Consider the following 21,723-nt stretch of genomic DNA (forward strand, 5'->3'; position numbering starts at 1 on the left):
TATGAAATCCTTCTAATTTATAAGCTTCTTAGCTGTAATAATATTATTTGTATAGGAATGGAATATTATACACATATGTTTGTTTTTTATTTTTTTATCTATATTTCTCCACTTTGCTATCTATAAACTTCTATACAAACAAAACGAGACCGTTATAAACGATCTCGTTTCTTAAAATCTTATTGATTTAAATTTTTTTCATTTATTTCAACTTTTAATTCTTTTTTCCACTCATCTACAGTTTTAGTATACGCTTCGTTTTGTTTAGTTTGAAGAAGATAAGTTTTTATTTGATCTTTAACTTCATCTAGAGGTTTAACTACTGCATCTGTTTTTAAATCAGTTGCCTTGATTATATGATATCCAAACTGAGTCTTAACTGGGCCTGATATCTCTCCCTCTTTAAGCTTGCTTGCTGCTGCCATAAAATCTGCATCATAACTAGTATTAGTATATTCTACAAAACCTAACTCGCCGCCTTTATCCTTAGTTCCATCAGTTCCATATTCTGCTGCTAAGGCTTTGAAATCTCCACCATTATCTAGCTTTGTCTTTATTTCTTTTGCCTTATCTTCGCTATCAACTAGTATGTGATATAATGTAGCACCTGGATGTGTTGTAAATTTACTGTCCTTATTTTCATTGTAATATGCTTCAATGTCACTATCCTCTACAGTAACATCTTTTATTATATAATTCTCAACCTTTTTAGCTATTAAGCTGTTCTTTATAGCAGTTTTTAATGAATCTTCTGTAAGCTTAGAATCCTCTAACGCACTCTTAAATTTATCTTCATCTCCAAAAGCAGCTTTCATAGTTTCAAATTGAGTTTCTATTTCCTTATTTAATTCTTCTTCATCAGAAATTAATCCTAATTCATCAGCTTTCTTTAAATATACCTTTTCAAGAACCATAGAATCTAGCATACTCTTCTTTTGCTTATTGAATGCTTCGCTGGTCTTACTATCCTTCATATAGTTTTCACCATATTGTTGTGTAAATTGCTCCTTTAGATATTCTAATTCTTTATCTAAATCTCCATAAGTTATTTTTTCTGAACCTACTTTTGCAACTACGCTTTTGTTTATAGCCTCTGGAGTCTTTTCTATCAAATTACATCCTACAGCAGCTGTTGATAGCATTGCTACAAGAGCTACAGCTATTATTTTTTTAGTATTTTTCACTTTACTTCCCCCGCTTCATATTTTAATTTATAAGCACTTATTTCATTATAAAGTTTTTAATATAGTTCTTCAAATTAAATTTTTATAAACAGCTTAATTATATCATCATATTACTGATAATACAATTTTTTACTCAATTTCCGACTTTAAGTATTCCATTAAATTTTTGAATATACCAAGCATATCTTCTCTATTTATAGTCTGAAGTTTAAAACCAAAAGCCGGCTTTTCTCCAAGCTTAAATATTATATTTTTATTATACTTTTTCATGATTGCTTTCATAAGCTTATCATTAAAACTATCTCTAGAATCAAACTGGAATACAACTTCCTGACCTTTCTCCCTGATCTCTTCGATACCAAAGTTCTTAGCCATACTCCTTATATACGCTATATTCATAAGGTTGTATACAGGATCCGGAATCGTTGAGAACCTGTCTTCTAATTCTTCTTTTATGTCCATAAGGTCATCAAAACTGCCTATAGCTGCAATTTTCTTATATATTTCAATTTTTTGAACTTCATCATCAATATATTTATCAGGTATATAAGCATCAACTTTTACATCCATAACTGTTTCTATAGGTTCCTTTTCTATATCACCCTTTATTAACTTTATTGTGTCTTCAAGCATTCTACAATATAAATCATAACCTATAGTAGCCATATGTCCATGCTGTGCAGAACCCATCATATTTCCTGCACCTCTTATCTCCAAATCTCTCATTGCAATTTTGAAACCCGATCCAAGTTCTGTAAAATCCTTCAAAGCCTTAAGTCTTTTTTCAGCGACCTCTGTTAGAATTTTATCCTTTCTATAAGTAAAATATGCATAGGCTATTCTATCAGATCTTCCAACCCTTCCTCTAAGCTGGTAAAGCTGAGATAATCCCATTCGATCAGAATCATAAATTATAATAGTATTAACATTCTGTATATCTATTCCAGTCTCTATAATAGTTGTACACACTAATATATTTATTTCATTATCCATGAATTTCATCATGACATTTTCTAGTTCTCTTTCAGTCATCTGTCCATGTGCTATACCAACATTAGCTTCTGGAACAAGCTTTTGAAGATATGATGCCATGTTCTTTATGTCCTCTACTCTATTATAAACAAAGTACACTTGCCCCTTTCTATTTAGTTCTCTTAAAATTGCATCTTTTATAAGCTGATCATTATACTCCACCACATAGGTTTGAATAGGATATCTTTCCTCTGGGGGAGTTTCAATTACACTTATATCCCTAACCCCTGTAAGTGACATATGTAGTGTTCTTGGAATAGGGGTTGCACTTAACGTTACTACATCTATATTTTTCTTTAAACTCTTTATCTTTTCTTTCTGAGCAACTCCAAATCTCTGCTCTTCATCTATTATTAAAAGTCCTAAATCTTTAAACTCTATATCTTTTGATACAAGTCTGTGAGTTCCTACAAGTATGTCTATATTTCCTTCTTTCACAGACTTTAAAGTTGATTTTTGCTGAGTTGTCGTCCTAAATCTGCTTATCATGTCTATTCTTATAGGAAAATCCGAAAATCTCTTTTTCATATTTGTATAATGCTGCTCAGCAAGTATTGTTGTTGGCACCAAAAATGCAACTTGCTTTCCTTCCATGACCGCTTTAAATGCAGCTCTTAATGCTACTTCTGTTTTGCCATACCCAACATCTCCACATATAAGTCTGTCCATAGGTTTATCAGATTCCATGTCCTTTTTTATTTCTTCTAAGGATGTAAGCTGATCTGGTGTCTCTTGGAATGGAAATTCATCTTCAAATTGCCTTTGCCAAGGTGTATCTTTTGAAAATTTATATCCCTTTAATGCAGCTCTTGAAGCATATAGTTTAACTAAATCTCCAGCTATCTCATTTATTGACTTTTTAGCCTTTGCTTTTGCTTTTGTCCATTCACTTCCACCAAGCTTATTTACCTTTGGTGCCTTGCCTTCGCTGCCAATATATTTTTGAACCAAATCGAGCTGGTCTACAGGAACATATAGCTGGTCACCTTTGTCATAGGTTATATCTAAATAATCCCTTTTCTTTCCTTGAACTTCTATTTGTTTTATCCCCTTATATACACCTATTCCATGGTTTGTATGAACTACATAATCACCAGGTTTAAGTTCCGCAAAGCTCTTAATTTTTGAAGTTCCTTTTTGTTTAGATGCTCTCTTTGATGTCTTTCTTTTTGCTTTCCCAAATACCTCTTGGTCTGATATAACGCAGATTTTAAATTCAGGATATTCATATCCTTTTAAAAGGTTTCCAAAAGTTACTACAACCTCTCCAAATCCTATATTATCTACAGAATCACTATAACGGGCTTCTAGTCCTCTATCCCTAAGAGTATCTACTAGTCTTTCTCCTCTAGGTCTTGTGCCTGAAAGTATAAGTGTCTTGTACCCATTTTGCTTCTTATCCTTTATATCTTCGATAAGAAGGTCAAGCTGTCCATGATAACTACTTGGAGTTATCTGAGAAAAATTGTTTAATGCTCTTGGTTTCAGTATGCTGGTGCTTTTAGCTATAGATTCTATAGTAAATACTTTTCCAAGTTCTAATGTGTCCATAAGTATTTCTTTAGGAATCATTAACTCACCCTGTCTTGGCAGTATATCTCCTCTCTGAAGGAATGCACTATAGCTGTATTCAAATTCTGTGTACACACTCTCAAGTTTGCCATTACATCTTTGAATATCATCAATTATTATGTAACTATCCCCTATATAATCAAAAAATGTAGAGGTTTTTTCAAAAAAATACGGTATATAGCTCTCAATTGTTTCAAAGGAGCATATTTCTTTAAGTTCTTCTAAATTTCTTTTTACTATCTTTTTTATCTTATCTACAAGAGACTTATTCTTTTTATTTTCTTTTAGAGATATAAATTTTTGATAATCTTCTTCTATTGCATTATATCCTCTTAAAATATCCTGGTTCTTTAATATAACTTCCTTAGCAGGGAAAATTTCTATTCTTTTTACCTTATCTATACTCCTCTGAGATTCTACATTAAATGTCCTTATAGAATCTATCTCATCATCAAATAGCTCAATTCTATATGGATAAACTGATATGGTAGGGAATATATCTAATATGCCTCCCCTGATAGAAAATTGACCTTTTCCATCAACCATATCCATTCTCTCATATCCGCATTGTACCAATCTTTCAGACAATTCAATAAGGTCTATCTGTTTTCCTACTTTAAGGGTGGTTGTATACTCTTTAAAAAGTTCTATAGGTGTGTATCTTGAACTAAGTACATCTATAGATGTTACTATTATCTTTTTACCTTTAGATACCATCTCTTTAATAACTTTAAGTCTTTCCCATCTTAAATCACCTGATATAGCATCTATATTATAAAAAACCACATCTTTTGATGGTAAGTAATATACTTCACTTATATAAAAACTTAAATCCTCATAAAGATTTTTAGCTTCCATATCACTGCTGGTAAATATAAATAAAGGCTTGTCTATGCCCTCATATATACCATTTATTATGTATGAACGCGCTGACTCAGATACTCCATATATTCCTATAGGAAATTTTTCTCTTTCTATCTGCAACATTAATTCTTCATATTTTTTGTCTGTTTTAAAAGGCTTCATCAGCCCCTCAAGTCTCATGCTATAATCACCGCCTTACTCAATCCCTATTTTAACTTGTACATGAGAAAACGAACCTTATTTTGTAAGGTTCTAGTATGATTTCTATTTTAAATATTTACTCAGTATCAGCTGCATTAAATCCATTAAATTTGTTCATAGCTTCATTAGTATCTTTTGTCATAATTGTTATTGCTGCTTCTGAAGATGCCTCTAAGGCTTTATTTAAAATTGTTCTTTCTTCTGGCGTAAACTTCCCAAGAACATGAGAAACTAGGTTCCCCTTTGGAGCTCCAACTCCAACCTTTACTCTTGGGAACATATCTCCGCCAAGACAGCTTATTATGCTTTTAATGCCATTATGACCTCCTGCACTTCCCTTTACCCTTATTCTAAGCTTTCCTATGTCTAAACTTATATCGTCATATATAACTACTATGTCTTCATGGGGAATCTTATAAAAATTTGCAACTTCACCAATGCTCTCTCCACTTAAGTTCATGTATGTAGTGGGTTTAAGAAGCATAACCTTCTTACCATCGATGAAACCTTCTCCATAAACACCTTTAAATTTTACCCTATTTAACTCAATATTATACTTTTTTGAAATAATATCTATAGCATCAAATCCCACATTATGTCTTGTGCCTCTATATTCTTCTCCGGGATTTCCAAGTCCAACAATTAAATACATTTATTATCCTCCTGCGTAACTATTAAGTTTATCTTTATATTATATCATTTATATAATAATTATATAATATAAAAAAGTAAATGCTTTTAAATCCTTTGCTGATGAAGGCTTAATGCGTTTCAGAAAACATGAAACATATACTTTCGATTTTAAACTTCATGTGGTAGAGTTATATAGCTATGAAGAACGGAAAGAGACAATAAATACATAAAGTATTATAACGAAAAACGAATTAAAGAGAAACTAGGATGGATAAGTCCTGTAAAATACAGACTCATTCTCTTAGCTGCATAAACTAATTGCTTATGTTAATAAATTAAATCCTTTTAAAATAATCTATATAATCAGTGATTGCAGATTCTAGTTCATTATATGAATTGAATCTTTTAAGTAATACATTTTAGATTTTAACTTTTCTAACTCAGACATCTCACTTTCTTTTTTACGTTTACCACGGCCGTCCTATAAAGTCTCTATGCCTTTTGTTTGATACTTTTTTATCCAAGAATAGACTTGTTGGTAAGATACTTTATATTTTTAGCAGTTATCAATTTTACTTCATTAGAAATTCTTTTTGATATAAAAAATACTCCTCCTTATGATAGACATTTTATTATTTTATGTGTCTATCATAAGGGGAGCATATCATTTTTTTATTTTTTTTCAGTTAATCTCACTTTTAGATTCATGCACTCACCATTTCTCCACACTTTTACTCCTACCTCATCTCCTATATTATAGCCCTTTAGTATGGAGGTTAAATCAGAAAATTGTCTAACTTTTTTTCCAGCAAATTCTAATATCACATCTGTAGGCTTTACTCCTGCATTATACAAAGGTTGATCTTTTGCAACTTCTTGAACATAAACACCTTCCATGGACTTGTTGTTAGATTTTATCTCTCCGCCCTTCAATCCTAAAACTGGTTTTTCTCCACTCTCTACTGATTTACTTTTGGTTATGACTTCTGAAATTTCTCTTATATCAATAGCAATCCCTATATTGTCAGAAAAGCTGCCCTGAATAGCATTTGAGGCTATTATACCTATAGCTTCGCCATTCTCATTGCACAATAGTCCGCCTCTGTTATATTGATTTATTTTAGCATCAGTTTTAAACCCTTTGTATTCGATATTATTTCCAGTTTCATCTTTCATAGTAATTTTAGAATAGCTGCTTACTATACCCTGAGTAGCAAAAGGGGAATTTTCCTCACCAAGAGGATTTCCTACTGCTATAACCTTATCGCCTATATTAACCTTGCTTATATCTCCCAATTTAATGACAGGAAGTCCCATTACATCTACCTTTAAAACAGCGACATCCATAACTTTATTGTAATATAATAATTTTGATTTTATAGGCTTCATACCTTGAGATGCTATCTTAACGTATATATCAACTGCCTTTTCTACGCTACTATAATTAGTTATTATATAGCCTTCACTATCCATTATAACTCCAGAAGTTATTTTTCCTGTTCCAATATCGGTGAAATTTTCTCTTGATGTACTTATTCCAACTACATAGGGGGATATCTCATCGATGATAGATTTTTGATCTGTAGGTTTATTTAATGTCTTGTCATCTTCTGTATCTGATGATAAATCAGAAAACAATTTATTTGTTATACCATTGGCACTGAGTTTGATGTCTATCACATAAGAGGCTCCGCAAGCACCTGATATAAATGCTACTCCCACTATTATAATTAATTTTATAGCTCTATGAATTTGTCTTCTTTTCCCATGCTTTTTAAATGTTATCTTCCCTATCTCATTGCCGTCTTGATCCATAAAGCACACCTCCTATAATTTCAAAGAGATTATACATTATTACTTTAAACTCAGTATGAACAATGTATTATTTATATATAAATTTGTTATCTATATCTTTGTTAAGGTGAATGTAAACACTACGCCTTCTTCCTTATCTTTCTTCTTATTCTCAATCCATATATCCTCTCCAAGCTGAGTAAGTATATTTCTAACTATAGGAAGGCCTAAACCTGTGCTAATTTTAGAAGTTCTAGACTTATCCCCCTTATAGAATCGATCCCATATATGGGTTATATCTTCATCCCTTATTGGAGGTCCATCGTTATAGACAGATACATGAATCTTATCGCCTTTATCTTTTATTGTTACCTTAATAACCCCATTTTCCTTAGCATATTTAAGAGAGTTATCTAAAAGATTGGTTACTACTTGAGTCATTCTATCTCTATCTCCAGCTACATAAATGTGGTCTTCTGGAAAAATTACATCCACTTTTAGCTTTTTTTCATTTATTCTTTGTTCAAATTTTATTACACAAACTTTAACTATTTCAATTATGTCAAGTTCTACTATCCTAAGAGAAAACTTTCCTGATTCCATAGATGCCAAATCTAAAAGATCATTTACAAGTCTTGCAAGTCTTTGAATTTCATCATAGGCTATATTTAAATAGTAGTTTTCTTTTCCCTTAGGAATTACTCCATCAAGAACCCCACCTATAAATCCTTTTATAGAAGTTATCGGTGATCTTAATTCGTGCGATACGTTTGACATAAATTCTCGTCGATTTTTTTCAACCTGCTCTAAAGAATCTGCCATTATATTAAATGATGTGGCAAGTTCTCCTATCTCATCATTAGAGTTTATATACGCTCTTCTTTCTACTTCTCCCTTTGCTATTCTTCTAGCTGCTATATTTATCTTTGATAAAGGTGTTATTAGTATCCTTTGAGCAAAGTAATATATAACTATACTTGAAAAAACAATAGCTAAAATCGCACACATCCATATGATTGCGTACACCTTAGTAAGAGGTGTTTTTATCTGATCTAAAGGAGTATGCATGAATATTACTCCTCTAAAAGTATCTGATACAAAAATAGGCTTTATATATATATAACATGGCGAATTAAAAGGTTCATCAAACTTGCCTTTTTTTTCTACAGAACGTCCCTCTCTAAGTTCATCCATTTCTTTTATATTAAGATTGGTAAACATGAGATTTTTATACTCATCTGAAGAAACTTGATATACATACCCCATAGCATCTGTTAGAACTATATCTGCTCCTAAGGTTGATTGTGCAAAGCTCAAGTCTGACTTTAACCTATTAAGAGCCGATTCCTGTTGTTCATCTATGTATATCATAGCGGAAGTCGCAATTGTCTTCCCCTGCTTATCTAGAAGAGATTTTCTCTCTTCAAAATAATATCCTTCAAACCATATTGATAGAAAGCTAGCCATTATTATAAAACTTACAGCTATTATAGTAGTAAAGGTGACTATCATCTTAGAAACTAAGCTGTTTTTCACTAACATCTATTTCACCTCAAATTTATACCCTACACCCCATACAGTTTCTAATTGCCAATTCATTCCGCCATTAAGCTTTTCTCTAAGTCTCTTTATATGAACGTCTACTGTTCTTGAGTCCCCTGGATAATCATATCCCCATACTTCACATAAAAGCTGTTCTCTTGTAAATACTCTATTTTTGTTACTTGCCAAATAATGAAGAAGTTCAAATTCCTTTGGAGGCATTTTTATCTCTTCACCTTTATAAGTAACTGTGTATGAGTTTACATCTATAGTAAGCTCTTGGAAGTTCAAAGTTTCCTTTCCACTTCCTTCTACGTTGTATCTTCTCATTACAGCTTTAACTCTTGCAAGCATTTCTTTTGGTTCAAATGGCTTAACCATGTAGTCATCAGCACCTAGTTCAAGCCCAAGAACCTTGTCAAAAGTATCTCCTTTTGCAGTTATCATTATAACTGGAGTTTCACCATCTCTTCTTATCCATTTAAGTACGTCAATACCATCTACATGAGGAAGCATTATGTCTAATAATACCAAGTCTGGTTTGTATTCTAAATATACTTCTTGAGCTTTTTTTCCATCATGACAAAGCATAGTGTCATAACCAGAACTTTCAAGATACATTTTTATAACTTCACATATATTTTCATCGTCATCAACAACTAATATTTTACCTATAGTACCATCCATTTTAATTCACTCCTTATAGTGCTTTTATATTTAATTTATCACAAAATCCGGTGTATATAACATATATTTTTTAAATGTTACAAATATTTTACGTCATTTACTCATTTTTTATAAGAAAATGAGCTATGCCTATAAAAAATTATGACATAGCTCATTAATATATATTAGCCCTCAAACAGTTTGCTTATAGATACATCATCATATATTCTCTTTATAGCTTCCCCAAATATAGGGGCTACAGATATAGATTTAAATTTATTTATTCCTTCTGCTTGATCATTTTTAACTGTATTAAGCATAACTAATTCCTTTATAGCGGAATCATTTATTCTTTCTATAGCAGGTCCTGATAAAACGCCATGAGTGCAACATGCATAAACTTCCTTCGCTCCTAGGTCTCTTAATGCATTAGCTGCATTAGAGATGGTTCCTGCTGTATCTATCATGTCATCTATAAGTATGCAAGTTTTATCCTTGATATCTCCTATGATATTCATTATTTCTGATACATTTGCTCTTGGTCTTCTCTTGTCTATTATAGCTATTGGAGCATGTAGCTTATCTGCAAACTTTCTTGCTCTAGTTACGCTTCCAAGGTCAGGAGAAACAACAACTACATCGTCTTTTTCTGCAAATCCCTTATCTATGAAGTACTTTGATAGGATTGGCGCTCCCATTAAATTATCAACAGGTATATTAAAATATCCTTGAATTTGTGATGCATGCAAATCCATTGTAAGTACCCTATCTGCTCCTGCTGTAGTAAGCAAATCAGCAACTAATTTTGCTGTTATAGGATCTCTTGATTTAGCTTTCCTATCTTGTCTAGCATATCCATAATAAGGTATAACAGCTGTAATTCTTCCTGCTGAGGCTCTCTTAAAGGCATCAATCATTATAAGAAGTTCCATTAGATTGTTATTTACAGGTGAACTTGTTGACTGAACTACAAATACATCTGCTCCTCTTACTGTTTCATTTATATCTACTGAAATCTCTCCATCACTAAAAGTTCCAACCCTTGAATCTCCAACTTTAACACCAACTATGCTTGCTATATCTTTAGCTAATTCTGGATGTGAATTTCCGGTGAAAATCTTAATATTTTTACCATGAGTTATCATCCTTTGACCTCCTAAAATATTATTATATTTATTATTTCAAATCTTTTGTTATTTTCTTAGACCTTTTCTATCTACCCATCCCTCTATATTGACCTGTTTTGCTCTTGCAATAGATAAGCTTCCTTCAGGAACTTCTTTAGTTATTGTAGATCCTGCAGCTGTATAGGCATTATCCTTAATCTCAACAGGTGAAACTAAATTTGTATTACATCCTATAAATGCATTGTTGCCTATGATAGTTTTATTTTTCTTCTTTCCATCATAGTTAACAACTACAGTTCCACAGCCAAAGTTACATCCAGTTCCTACCTCTGCATCTCCGATATATGTTAAATGAGATACTTTTGTATTATCTCCTATAAAGGATTTCTTTATTTCAACAAAATCTCCTATTTTCACATGATTTCCAATAGTGCTTTCTGGACGAATATATGCAAATGGGCCTACTGTTGTCTTTTCTCCTACTTTACTATCCAGTATAACCGAACTCTCTATAGTAGCTTCTTTTTCTATTACACTGTCTTTTATTCTACAATTTTGGTAAATCACAGCTCCAGTCTTTATAACTGTAGCTCCCTCTAATATATTATTTGGATATATTATAACATCCTGCTCTATTGTTACATCAGCACCTATGTAAGTATTATTCGGATCTATTATTGTAACACCATTTTCCATATGTTCTTTATTTATTCTATTCTTTAAAATATTTTCTACTTGAGCTAATTGAACTTTTGAATTTACTCCTAAAGTTTCTTCAAAATCTACAACCATAGCTCCAACTTTTTCATTTTTATTCTTTAGTATTCCTATGACATCTGTCAAATAATACTCACCTTGAGCATTATCATTCTTTAGTTCATCAAGACATTCTAAAAGACTCTTTATGTCAAATGTATATATAGCTGAATTTATTTCGTTAACTTTTAATTCTTTCTCATTACAGTCTTTATGCTCTACTATCTTTTCTACACTCCCATTATTTCTAATAATCCTTCCATATCCTGTTGGATCATTTACTAATGAAGTTAGAATTGTAGCCTTATTTCCTTCTGCATTGTGTAACTCCATAAGATTTTTTACTGTGCTTCCTTTGATAAGAGGAGCGTCTCCTGCAAATACAGCTACTACACCTTCTTTATCTTTAAGAAATTCTTTCGCACACATTATTGCATGACCTGTTCCTAATTGTTTATCTTGAAATGAGTATGATACATTTCTGCTTTCTGTTCCAACTTTAACTTTGTCAGCACCTTTTCCGATAACAACATTAACTTCATCAATACCTGACTTTCTCATAGTATCTATGACATGGTTTACCATTTCTTTTCCGCAAACCTTATGTAACACTTTTGGAGTAGAAGATTTCATTCTCTTTCCTTCTCCTGCAGCTAATATAATAGCATATTTATACATTCTTACACCTCTTTATGGATTATTTTGACGCTTTGTAAAAAACATCATTTCATCAATTTCCTTGTTATATTATATTTTATAAACAGCATGTTTTCAACCTCATTGCTTAATAGATTAGATTTATGTAAATATATACAATCTCAAAAAAATAAAAAGGAGCAAAAAAAACTCCTTTTTATTTCTATTCTTCTACTACCGCATCTACAGTTTCAACATCCTCATTCTTAACTTTCTCATATTCAGTTAAGATTGCAATCTGTATCTTTTCTCTAGTTTGAGTGTTGATTGGATGTGCTATGTCCTTAAATTCTCCGTCTGGAGTCTTTCTACTTGGCATAGCAATAAACAGTCCATTTTGGCCTTCTATAACTTTAATGTCATGAACAACAAATTCATTATCAAAAGTTACAGAAACAATAGCCTTCATTTTCCCTTCTGCAGCTATCTTTCTAATTCTTACGTCTGTAATTTGCATTATAAAATCCACCTCCAAGATGCTTTATACCATATAGTTTCTGCATTTCTTCGAGATTCCCTCTTTTTTTGCGGAAATTTTTTGAACATTTATTCTTGGAATAATATGGATGGTCTTAATATTGCTTTTTTATCTTTATCCAATCCTTTAAATTCTATTATAGAAACGTAATCGTCAACCAATTTATTGTTAGTTTCTATATTATCTATAAGCACAGCCATTCCTAAAAGTTCACTATCAAACTCTTTAAGAAGCTCCTTTATTCCTAGGGCAGTTCCTCCTGATTTCATAAAGTCATCTATATATATGCATTTACTGCCTTTATGTAATGATTTCTTAGATAACGACATATTTTGTATCATTCCTGTGGAACCTGAAGCATAGTTTATAGTGACAGTGGGTCCCTCTGTAACCTTATTATCTCTTCTAACTATAACAAGCTGAACTCCTAAGTTTCTAGCTACTTCATAGGCTAGGGGAATACCTTTAGTTTCTACTGTAACTACATAATCTATATCTTTTTCTTGAAAAAAAGTCGAAAGAATTAATCCAGCCTTGCTTATAACCTCTGGATTGTACATAATATCAGTCATATATATAAAAGTTCCAGCAACTATTCTATCTTTATCTTCTAATGCCTCACAAAGCTTATTAGCAAATGTCACTTTGTTCTCATTGCTTATATCACCTATAAATTTAATTCCACCTGCAGCCCCAGATATAGTCTTAACTTTTCCTAAAGATAACCTTTCTAAAGTATCTCTCACTATAACCATGTCTTCACTTATAGTAGATTTAGCTGCATTTAACTTTCCTGAAAATGAATTTAAACTTACTATCTTGCTAGGGTTTTCTGACAAAATTTTTGTTATAGCTACAACTCTTCCATTTCTTGAGAACTTATCCATGAGTACCACCTTCTATAATTTATTAATCAACGAATTATTTTCTATTTATTTCAATTATTATTCACTACTTATTTTATTTCATATGTTGAAATATATCAAGGAAATAAATAAATTCTTCGATTTATTACCATAATTTTTATTTATTAATATTATTATTGCCAAAATCCGTTACATGATATTGATTTTCTAATGTTTTAAATAATTTTTGTGTTTTTTTCTTGAAAATGTGTATATAATTATCTAGAAGAAGATATTTTTATCATAAGGAGTGAGAACTTTGCCTTTTGACTTTTTAAAAGATACTAATAAAAAAGTTCATTTCATTGGTATTGGCGGCATAAGCATGAGTGGACTTGCTGCTATACTTCTTAAAAATGGATTTAAAGTTTCTGGTTCTGATATGAAAGAGTCAGAAATAACTATGAGATTACAGGAGCACGGTGCAAATATCTATATAGGTCACAGTGCAGATAACGTAAAAAATTCTGATTTAGTTGTTTATACGGCGGCTGTACCTTCAGATAATCCTGAACTTTTATTTGCTAGAAATAATAATATTGCATTAATGGATAGAGCAGAGTTTCTAGGTTATATAATGAAGGGTCATAAGTATAACGTTGCTATATCAGGAACCCATGGAAAAACTACAAGTACATCTATGCTTTCTCATATAGTTCTTAGCGCTGAACTTGACCCAACAATATTAGTTGGTGCTGATTTAGACATAATAGGAGGCAACTTTAGAACAGGAGAAAGTGAATATTTCATAACTGAAGCTTGTGAGTACAAAGCATCATTTTTAAGATTCTTCCCTTATATAGGAGTTATATTAAATATAGATGCAGATCACTTAGATTTCTATAAAGACATAGATGATATAGAAGCTACTTTTAAGAAATTTGTTTCTATAATTCCTAAAGACGGCTATGCCATAGGAAATGCTGATGACTTTAGGGTAAAGAGAGTTTTAGAAACAGCTTCTTGCAATACTTTAACTTTCGGATTAAATGAAGGTGATATTATTGCTAAGGATATACACTTTAATGGAAGAGGTTCTTCTTTTAGTGTTTTCTATAAAGGAAAAGAGCTATATACTATTCACCTTCATGTGCCTGGAAGTCATAATGTATTAAATGCCTTAAGTGCAGTTGCGTCATCAATAGTTTTAGGAATTGATGCTAAAGCTGTAGTAAAAGGTCTTGAAAGCTTCAAAGGAGCTCACAAGAGGTTTGAATTAAAGGGTTCTAAAGATGAAATAACCGTTATAGACGACTATGCTCATCATCCAACAGAAATAAAAGCCACCCTAAAGGCTTCCAAGGAATATCCACACAATAAAATTGTATGCGTATTCCAGCCACACACTTATTCAAGAACTATATCTCTACTAGATGAATTCTCTGAGTCTTTCAATGATGCTGATGAACTTATACTGATGGATATCTATGCTGCTAGAGAAAAAGATAGTGGTATCGTAAACTCTGATATGCTTGGAGATAAAATCCGTGCAAATGGTATAAAATGCATCAATGTTCATTCTCATGAAGAAGCTCTTGAAATAGCAAAACAAAAATTGTCTGCGGGAGATCTTCTCTTGACAGTAGGCGCTGGAGATGTGGTTAAAGTTGGAGAAATGTTCCTTCAAGAATAGTTAAGAGTGAAGAGATAATAGTGAAAAGTTCAAAGGCACTGGTAATTTTTAGATTCCAGTGCTTTTTTGTATATCTAAAATCATATAGGTTTGTAGCTTTTATCATTAATTTCTCCACAATTCTAGAAACCATTTATTCTCACTAATACAATTTTCACTTCATCAAAAGGTTTCCTATTTTTTATAACTTCTGTATTAGTACAGAATTGTCTTAATTTTTAAAATTATTAATTGACATAGCTCGTCTATGGTAATATTCTATTAGTGTAGTATTTATTTTATAAGAAAAGGAGGTAGGAAAATGTTATTTATAATGAACGCATCAGCATGTGCAATTAATTTAGAGTTTAAATATAACCCTATCTCTTGTGGAACTTATTTTTAATTATTTGAAAAAAAGTCTTCTAGAAGCCATGGGTTATAATATCCATGGCTTTTTTATGCTCAAATGCATATTTTAGACCATGGATAACCATGGTCTTTTATTTTTGACAAAAAGGGGGAAATTAAATGAAGAGAATTTTCAAGTATGTACTAAAGTACAAAATCTTACTGATTGTTCCATCCATAGCAATGCTTTTAAACATTCTATTGGACATGTTCAATCCTTACCTTACAAAAGAAATTGTAGACAAGGTTCTCATAGGGGGAAACGGTTCCTTGCTTACACCTATACTTGCTGCCCTTTTAGGCATAACCCTAGGAAGAGCTATTCTTGGATATATTAAAGAATTTGTTTTTGACTATTTATCAACTAAAGTAAATCATGATATAAAATGTGAATTGTTTAATCACATACAAAGTCTTCCCTTTACTTATTTTGATAATACAAATACAGGTGAATTAATGTCTAGAATAGGTGAAGACGTAGAAGTTATTTGGAGAACAGTCTCTTTCGGACTCAGATTGTTCGTTGAAAATATCATTTACTTTGTTTTAGGCTCAGCCGCTTTATTTTATCTCAACGCTAAACTAGCTGTTGCCTGTATAATTATCATGTTTCCTATAGCTTTTATAGCAATGAAGTTTGAAAAGAAAATCTCAGCTGTATATGACAAGATAAGTGACCAAAATGCTGTTATGAACACTACAGCTCAGGAAAATATAGCTGGTGTAAGACTCGTTAAAGCCTTTGCAAGAGAAGGTTATGAAAAGGAAAAATTCCTAAACATGAATAGATCTTACTATAATTTGAATATGAAACAAGCTCATATAGTCGGAAATCACCTTCCATCTATAGAGTTTTTAACCAATCTTTCGATCGTAATTATGATAACATTTGGAGGCTATCTAGTTATGGGTGAAGGTGTTTCTATTGGAACCCTTGTTGCCTTCAACGGTTATATAGGAAACCTAATATGGCCTATGAGGAACTTGGGAGAATTATCTAATATGCTTGCCGAAAACAGTGCTTCTGCCAAAAAAATATTCAAGATATTAGATGAAAAACCTGATATTCATTCTCCTAAAGTAAATCAATATAATCCCGAAAAAATCTCTGGAGATATATCATTTAAGGATGTCTCATTTAAATATAATGATGAAATAATCCTTCACGATATAAATCTTGATGTAAAGGCTGGTTCTACTATAGCCATCATGGGAACTACAGGTTCAGGTAAATCTTCTTTAGTTAACTTAATTGGCAGATATTACGACGTATGTGGCGGTGAAGTTAACATTGATGGAGTTAATGTAAAAAACTATAATCTTCAAAAATTAAGAGAGACTATGTCTATCATACCTCAAGATACATTTTTGTTTTCAGATACAATAGAAGAAAATATACGTTTTAGTAAAACTGATGCAACTAAGTATGAAATCGAAAGAGCGTGCTCTCTTTCCTGTGCAAGTGAATTTATAAATGAATTAGAAGACGGTTATGATACCATAATCGGGGAAAGAGGAATAGGCCTTTCTGGTGGTCAAAAACAAAGATTGTGTATAGCAAGATCCCTAGTAAAGGATTCCTCAATCTTAATATTAGATGATTCAACCTCAGCCTTAGATATGGAAACAGAATTTACACTATTAAAAAATCTAAATGAAAATAAGTCCAAAGCAACAACATTTATAATAGCTCATAGAATATCTGCTGTTAAAAGTGCAGATTTAATAATATTCATGGACCACGGTACTATAGTAGAACGTGGTACTCATGAGGAGCTTTTAAAACAAAAAGGTAAATACTACGAAATTTACTGTGAACAGTTTAAGGACTTCATAGAGGCTGAAGAGAAAGAGGTGGTTTAATGGCTAGAAATTCTACAAATCAAGATGAAAAACTAGAATTTCATTCTAGAAGATATATATTAAAAAAACTAGCTTCCTACTTAAAACCTTTTAAAGGAAAAGTAGCTATAGTTATACTTCTTATGATATTCGTAACAGCATGTGGTCTTATAAATCCTTACCTGCTGAAAATGGCCCTTGATGACTTTGTTCCTAACTCAAATATAGGTGGCCTCGTCGTCATCGCTTTAGGGCTTATGGTAGTTAACTTGATTTCATTATTTGCTGCAAGGATCAGAATAATAATGATGTCTCAGGTTACAAACAGTATCCTAATAACTATAAGACATGATCTTTATAGTCACATTCAGAAGCTTTCCTTTTCTTTCTTTGATAACAGACCTGTTGGAAAAGTTTTAGCTCGTGTAATGGGTGATGTAAATGCATTAAAGTCTTTATTTGCTACAAGCATAACCAGCTTTATACCTCAACTTTTAAGTCTGGTATTTGTAACAATTATAATGTTTTCTCTAAACTTTAATTTGGCTGTGGCTGCAATGATAATACTTCCTGTATTAGGTCTAGGTTTATTCTCAATAGAAGCTAAATCTAGAAGCCGTTGGTTATCTTACAGACAAAAGCGTTCAAATGTTAATGCCTATACTCATGAAGATTTTTCTGGTATAAAGGTTGTTCAAGGATTCGCAGAAGAGAAAAAATCAGAATCAAGATTTCATAATATGGTTTCTGAAATGATGGATTCCTTCAATAGCGCTGTAAAGCTAAACGATTTATTTTGGCCTTTAGTCGAATTATCTTGGGGAGTTGGAACAATATTAGTTTACTGGCTTGGAGCAAAACTCATTGTATCTTCAGATATATCTATAGGAACCTTGGTAGCATTTTCGATGTATATAACTATGCTTTGGCGTCCTATAATGAATATTTCAGACTTCTATAACACATTAATAACCAACTTTGCTGCAGCTGAAAGAATTTTCGAGATAATGTCTGTTGAACCTGATATCGTATCATCAGATGGCGCTAGTGAGATGCCAAAGATAAAAGGAACTGTAGAATTTAAGGAAGTTTCCTTTGCTTATGATGACGATGATGTAACAGTCTTGAAAAATGTTTCTTTTAAAGTTAATCCTGGAGATAGCATAGCTTTAGTTGGAGCTACCGGTGCTGGTAAAACTACTATAATAAATCTTTTAAGCAGATTTTATGATGTCACCGACGGTTCAGTATTGATTGATGGAATAGACGTGCGTTCTGTTACATTGGAATCTTTGAGAGGTCAGATGGGAATAATGCTTCAAGATACTTTCCTCTTCTCTGATACAATAAAAGAAAATATCCGATATGGAAGACTTGACGCAACAGATGACGAAGTAATAGCTGCTGCTAAAGCTGTAAATGCTCATGATTTTATAATGAAACTAGAAGATGGTTACGAAACTGAAGTGAATGAAAGAGGTTCTAGGCTTTCAGTTGGACAAAGACAGCTTATTTCTTTTGCAAGAGCCCTTCTTGCTAATCCAAGAATATTAATATTAGATGAAGCTACTTCTAATATTGATACTTATACGGAAATGTTAGTTCAAAATGGTATAAATAAGCTATTAAAAGGAAGGACTTCTTTTGTAATAGCACACAGATTATCAACCATCCGTGACTGTGATAAAATCATGGTTATAGATGATGGAAGAATAGTTGAAGCCGGTACTCACGATGAACTTTTAAAACTTAAAGGTTACTACTATAATCTATATATGGCCCAATACCGTTTCTTAAAAGAAGGCGCTTAAACCAATTTGGAGTATCTTTATAAAAATAATTTAAATTAAATACACAAGAGGGTAGAAAGTAATTTGTTTACTTTCTACCCTCCTCTATTTTATAAATAGTTATTAATTGTTGTTGAAACAATATTAACTATATTTTTACCCATATTTTTTGAAACATAAAGCTGTTTGTCAGCCATATCTATTGCAGTTTTTATATCCCTTAAATCAGAAGTATACCCTATAACCCCGCCTATGCTTAAAGTCACATTTTCATCATAATTTTCGTTATACTTAAGATTCAATTCACTAACTTTTGTTCTAAAAAATTCTCCTATATTTAAAGCCTCTTCATATGTTATATCTTTCTTGAAGAATATAAATTCTTCTCCCCCATATCTTCCAGTGAAAGACTTTAATGATAAATTATTTTCATCAAGTATAGCAGCTACTTTCTTTAAGCATTCATCACCTTCAGCATGACCCCAATGGTCATTAAATCTTTTAAAATCATCTATATCCATAATCATGACAAAGATACTTTGGTTTTTCTCATTGCATTCAGCCCATAAGTTATTCATGTATGTATCTATAAAATGTCTATTTGCTAGTCCTGTAAGATGGTCATAATTTGCTTTTTCCTTTAAAGAATCATTTAATGCAGTTAATTCTTTTAATTTCTCCTCATGATTATGTATTTCTTCCTCCAGTTGCTCATTTATGGTCTTAAATGATTCTATTTTAGAATTTATATTTATTTTTGCAAGCTCAAACTTTATTATTTCAAGCTTATATCCAATCATTATTGTATTTATTTTTTCACTAATATTATAATGCTTTTTTTCATACTCCAATGCAAGCTTATAATTCTCATTTTCTTCATAATAATTAGCAAGTATAGAATAAATATAACTTAATTTTCTATCATCACTTATTTCATCACATTCTTCAATAGCTTTCTCAAAATAGCTTATAGCATTCTTAGGTTTTTTCTTTAATTCTATCCTTCCAAGACCTATTAGGGAATCTATTTCATACCTTCTTCCATCTGTTGCTTTAAATCTTTCTAAGGATTTTTGGTAACACGCTTTAGCTTTGTTGTAATCTTCTAATTTTACATAAACGTTTCCCATCTGACTTTCTATCTGTCCTAGTTCAACATAATCCTTACATTTTATTGCCATATAGTAACTCTTTGAAAACCACTCCATTGCTTCATCAAATTTTCCCATATCAAAATAAACCTTTCCTATATTCTTTAAGATGTAGCCTTTATTCCAACTAAATTTTGAACCCTCACATATTTTATAAGATTTATTATAATACTCTAAAGCATCAGCAAGTTTTTTTGATTCTCTATATATATCCCCAATATTATTTAAAATATAGCTTAACATGAAATCATCTCTTATATCTTCGCATAATTCTAAAGCCTCAAATAAGTATTGAGTAGCTTTATCATATACATTGCTATAATAATAACATATAGATATCATGTTTAGAGCCTGAATTTTTTTTTCTTTATTGCCTAAATCACTAAAAATTCCAAGAGCTTCATAAGCATACTCTAAACACTGACTTATCTTTCCTTCTGCCCTAAACACCTTACACAATGCCATCAATGATTTTCCCTGCTGTAAGCGAAGATTATATTGTTTTGACATTTCATATGCTTCGTTAGCTATTTCATATGCTTTATTTAAATCCTTGTATATTATGTTATCAACTTGTTCAATTTTACTGTTTACTTCATCTGAAATTTTCTTATCCATAAAAGCCTCCAGCTATTGAATGTATTATTTTATACATGTTAAATGGCATATTAAAATTATTTCACATTTTTGTTTTTTTTTCAACCTAATTTTGGTAAAATAATTTTTATTTGTAACTTTTTTGTATTTTTAGTTTCATCATACTTAATACTTTATTTTTATATTTTAAGCTTTATTTTATGTAACTCTATTATAATATAATGAATATAATATTATATACTAACAATTTTTAGGAGATTTTATGAGTTATACAACTGATAGGCAGCCTCAAGGCCTTTTAAAAGACATTCAAACTCTTCTTAGAGAAGGAATGATTGCCGAGCTGGTTGCGATTAATGATTATACTAGTTTTATAAGTGCTACTGATAACAAGGAAGTTAAAGACCTCTTCCACCACATAAGAGAAGAAGAAAAACATCATTATATGGAATTTCTAGATGCACTAAGATCCGTAGATGAAGAAGAATGTAAATTATCAGAAGAAGCTTCTGAGCACATTCAAATATCTTTGAAAGATAAGTATAAAGATGAAATTCACTTCAAAAACACTAAAAATAATTTGCTTACAAATATTAGAGATGCTATAAAGGGAGAATTAGAAGCTATAATTCTTTATGAAGATCTTATTTCTCACCTTAGTGATGAAAAATTAATCAACCTAATCCGTCATATAACAAAAGATGAAAAAGAACATACAGAAGAGCTTACAAGAGCCTTAATAATATTAGACAAAGACAAATATGAATCTTCTTAATCCTTCATTTCGATTTATGATTTCTAAATTTGTCCAAATAATGCTGAACACCCAGTTAATAATAGTTGATTTTTTTTATAACATGGTTATAATAT

The 21,723-nt window shown here is 31.3% G+C and carries 16 protein-coding genes and 1 pseudogene; 5 read left to right on the forward strand and 12 right to left on the reverse strand.

Going from position 1 to position 21,723, the window contains the following annotated elements:
* Positions 1-179 precede the first annotated feature (179 nt).
* The 3 genes from KQH81_RS16015 to pth all read right to left on the reverse strand — a co-directional run bounded on the left by KQH81_RS16015 (position 180) and on the right by pth (position 5,505).
* Complete coding sequence (locus KQH81_RS16015; protein WP_074846043.1) at positions 180-1,184, reverse strand: peptidylprolyl isomerase; 1,005 nt, start codon at positions 1,182-1,184, stop codon at positions 180-182.
* A gap of 129 nt (positions 1,185-1,313) precedes the next feature.
* Positions 1,314-4,832 (reverse strand): transcription-repair coupling factor, encoded by a 3,519-nt coding sequence (mfd, locus tag KQH81_RS16020; protein WP_027639672.1) that lies wholly within the window; start codon positions 4,830-4,832, stop codon positions 1,314-1,316.
* A 97-nt stretch (positions 4,833-4,929) separates the two neighbouring features.
* Complete coding sequence (gene pth / locus KQH81_RS16025; RefSeq protein ID WP_027639671.1) at positions 4,930-5,505, reverse strand: aminoacyl-tRNA hydrolase; 576 nt, start codon at positions 5,503-5,505, stop codon at positions 4,930-4,932.
* A gap of 207 nt (positions 5,506-5,712) precedes the next feature.
* Here pth and KQH81_RS17820 point away from each other — a divergent pair, with 207 nt between their 5' ends.
* On the forward strand, positions 5,713-5,799 hold the full coding sequence (locus tag KQH81_RS17820; RefSeq protein WP_081670362.1) for an IS3 family transposase: 87 nt from the start codon (positions 5,713-5,715) through the stop codon (positions 5,797-5,799).
* 168 nt (positions 5,800-5,967) lie between these two features.
* Here the strand turns inward: KQH81_RS17820 and KQH81_RS17825 are convergent.
* The 8 genes and pseudogenes from KQH81_RS17825 to purR all read right to left on the reverse strand — a co-directional run.
* Positions 5,968-6,033: pseudogene (locus KQH81_RS17825) on the reverse strand (helix-turn-helix domain-containing protein); the annotation flags it as partial.
* 125 nt (positions 6,034-6,158) lie between these two features.
* The gene (locus KQH81_RS16030; protein ID WP_027638522.1) at positions 6,159-7,301 is read right to left on the reverse strand and encodes a S1C family serine protease; all 1,143 of its coding nucleotides are present in this window, start codon (positions 7,299-7,301) and stop codon (positions 6,159-6,161) included.
* Between the two features lie 90 nt (positions 7,302-7,391).
* Positions 7,392-8,816: a sensor histidine kinase gene (locus KQH81_RS16035; protein WP_230029301.1), complete on the reverse strand. Its 1,425-nt coding sequence runs from the start codon at positions 8,814-8,816 to the stop codon at positions 7,392-7,394.
* Between the two features lie 6 nt (positions 8,817-8,822).
* Positions 8,823-9,509: a response regulator transcription factor gene (locus tag KQH81_RS16040; RefSeq protein WP_027638520.1), complete on the reverse strand. Its 687-nt coding sequence runs from the start codon at positions 9,507-9,509 to the stop codon at positions 8,823-8,825.
* Between the two features lie 164 nt (positions 9,510-9,673).
* Complete coding sequence (locus KQH81_RS16045; RefSeq protein ID WP_027638519.1) at positions 9,674-10,633, reverse strand: ribose-phosphate diphosphokinase; 960 nt, start codon at positions 10,631-10,633, stop codon at positions 9,674-9,676.
* Between the two features lie 48 nt (positions 10,634-10,681).
* The gene (gene glmU, locus KQH81_RS16050; RefSeq protein ID WP_027638518.1) at positions 10,682-12,049 is read right to left on the reverse strand and encodes a bifunctional UDP-N-acetylglucosamine diphosphorylase/glucosamine-1-phosphate N-acetyltransferase GlmU; all 1,368 of its coding nucleotides are present in this window, start codon (positions 12,047-12,049) and stop codon (positions 10,682-10,684) included.
* 181 nt (positions 12,050-12,230) lie between these two features.
* Positions 12,231-12,524: a septation regulator SpoVG gene (spoVG, locus tag KQH81_RS16055; RefSeq protein ID WP_027638517.1), complete on the reverse strand. Its 294-nt coding sequence runs from the start codon at positions 12,522-12,524 to the stop codon at positions 12,231-12,233.
* 89 nt (positions 12,525-12,613) lie between these two features.
* Positions 12,614-13,432, reverse strand: coding sequence for a pur operon repressor (gene purR, locus KQH81_RS16060; protein ID WP_027638516.1), 819 nt, complete (start codon positions 13,430-13,432; stop codon positions 12,614-12,616).
* 277 nt (positions 13,433-13,709) lie between these two features.
* Here purR and murC point away from each other — a divergent pair, with 277 nt between their 5' ends.
* The 3 genes from murC to KQH81_RS16075 all read left to right on the forward strand — a co-directional run bounded on the left by murC (position 13,710) and on the right by KQH81_RS16075 (position 19,126).
* Positions 13,710-15,083, forward strand: coding sequence for a UDP-N-acetylmuramate--L-alanine ligase (gene murC / locus KQH81_RS16065; RefSeq protein ID WP_178310806.1), 1,374 nt, complete (start codon positions 13,710-13,712; stop codon positions 15,081-15,083).
* Positions 15,084-15,593: 510 nt separating this feature from the next.
* Positions 15,594-17,336: an ABC transporter ATP-binding protein gene (locus KQH81_RS16070; protein ID WP_027638514.1), complete on the forward strand. Its 1,743-nt coding sequence runs from the start codon at positions 15,594-15,596 to the stop codon at positions 17,334-17,336.
* Positions 17,336-19,126: an ABC transporter ATP-binding protein gene (locus tag KQH81_RS16075; RefSeq protein ID WP_230028496.1), complete on the forward strand. Its 1,791-nt coding sequence runs from the start codon at positions 17,336-17,338 to the stop codon at positions 19,124-19,126. The genes KQH81_RS16070 and KQH81_RS16075 overlap by 1 nt, the downstream gene beginning before the upstream one ends.
* Positions 19,127-19,215: 89 nt before the next feature.
* On the opposite strand, the gene KQH81_RS16080 is transcribed toward KQH81_RS16075, so the two are convergent.
* Complete coding sequence (locus KQH81_RS16080) at positions 19,216-20,874, reverse strand: tetratricopeptide repeat-containing diguanylate cyclase (RefSeq protein WP_027638512.1); 1,659 nt, start codon at positions 20,872-20,874, stop codon at positions 19,216-19,218.
* 241 nt (positions 20,875-21,115) lie between these two features.
* Between KQH81_RS16080 and KQH81_RS16085 the strand changes: the two genes are divergently transcribed.
* A complete protein-coding gene (locus tag KQH81_RS16085; RefSeq protein WP_027638511.1) occupies positions 21,116-21,628 on the forward strand; it encodes a ferritin family protein in 513 nt (170 codons plus the stop codon).
* Positions 21,629-21,723 lie beyond the last annotated feature (95 nt).

The organism is Clostridium cadaveris, from assembly GCF_020911725.1.
GTDB classification, from domain to species: domain Bacteria; phylum Bacillota; class Clostridia; order Clostridiales; family Clostridiaceae; genus Clostridium_X; species Clostridium_X cadaveris.

Excerpts from the sequence above, each read along its gene's own strand:
- mfd (WP_027639672.1), bottom strand. The coding sequence starts at position 4,832 with ATGAGACTTGAGGGGCTGATGAAGCCTTTTAAAACAGACAAAAAATAT.
- pth (WP_027639671.1), bottom strand. The coding sequence starts at position 5,505 with ATGTATTTAATTGTTGGACTTGGAAATCCCGGAGAAGAATATAGAGGC.
- KQH81_RS16030 (WP_027638522.1), bottom strand. The coding sequence starts at position 7,301 with ATGGATCAAGACGGCAATGAGATAGGGAAGATAACATTTAAAAAGCAT.
- KQH81_RS16040 (WP_027638520.1), bottom strand. The coding sequence starts at position 9,509 with ATGGATGGTACTATAGGTAAAATATTAGTTGTTGATGACGATGAAAAT.
- KQH81_RS16045 (WP_027638519.1), bottom strand. The coding sequence starts at position 10,633 with ATGATAACTCATGGTAAAAATATTAAGATTTTCACCGGAAATTCACAT.
- glmU (WP_027638518.1), bottom strand. The coding sequence starts at position 12,049 with ATGTATAAATATGCTATTATATTAGCTGCAGGAGAAGGAAAGAGAATG.
- spoVG (WP_027638517.1), bottom strand. The coding sequence starts at position 12,524 with ATGCAAATTACAGACGTAAGAATTAGAAAGATAGCTGCAGAAGGGAAA.
- purR (WP_027638516.1), bottom strand. The coding sequence starts at position 13,432 with ATGGATAAGTTCTCAAGAAATGGAAGAGTTGTAGCTATAACAAAAATT.
- KQH81_RS16070 (WP_027638514.1), top strand. The coding sequence starts at position 15,594 with ATGAAGAGAATTTTCAAGTATGTACTAAAGTACAAAATCTTACTGATT.
- KQH81_RS16075 (WP_230028496.1), top strand. The coding sequence starts at position 17,336 with ATGGCTAGAAATTCTACAAATCAAGATGAAAAACTAGAATTTCATTCT.
- KQH81_RS16080 (WP_027638512.1), bottom strand. The coding sequence starts at position 20,874 with ATGGATAAGAAAATTTCAGATGAAGTAAACAGTAAAATTGAACAAGTT.
- KQH81_RS16085 (WP_027638511.1), top strand. The coding sequence starts at position 21,116 with ATGAGTTATACAACTGATAGGCAGCCTCAAGGCCTTTTAAAAGACATT.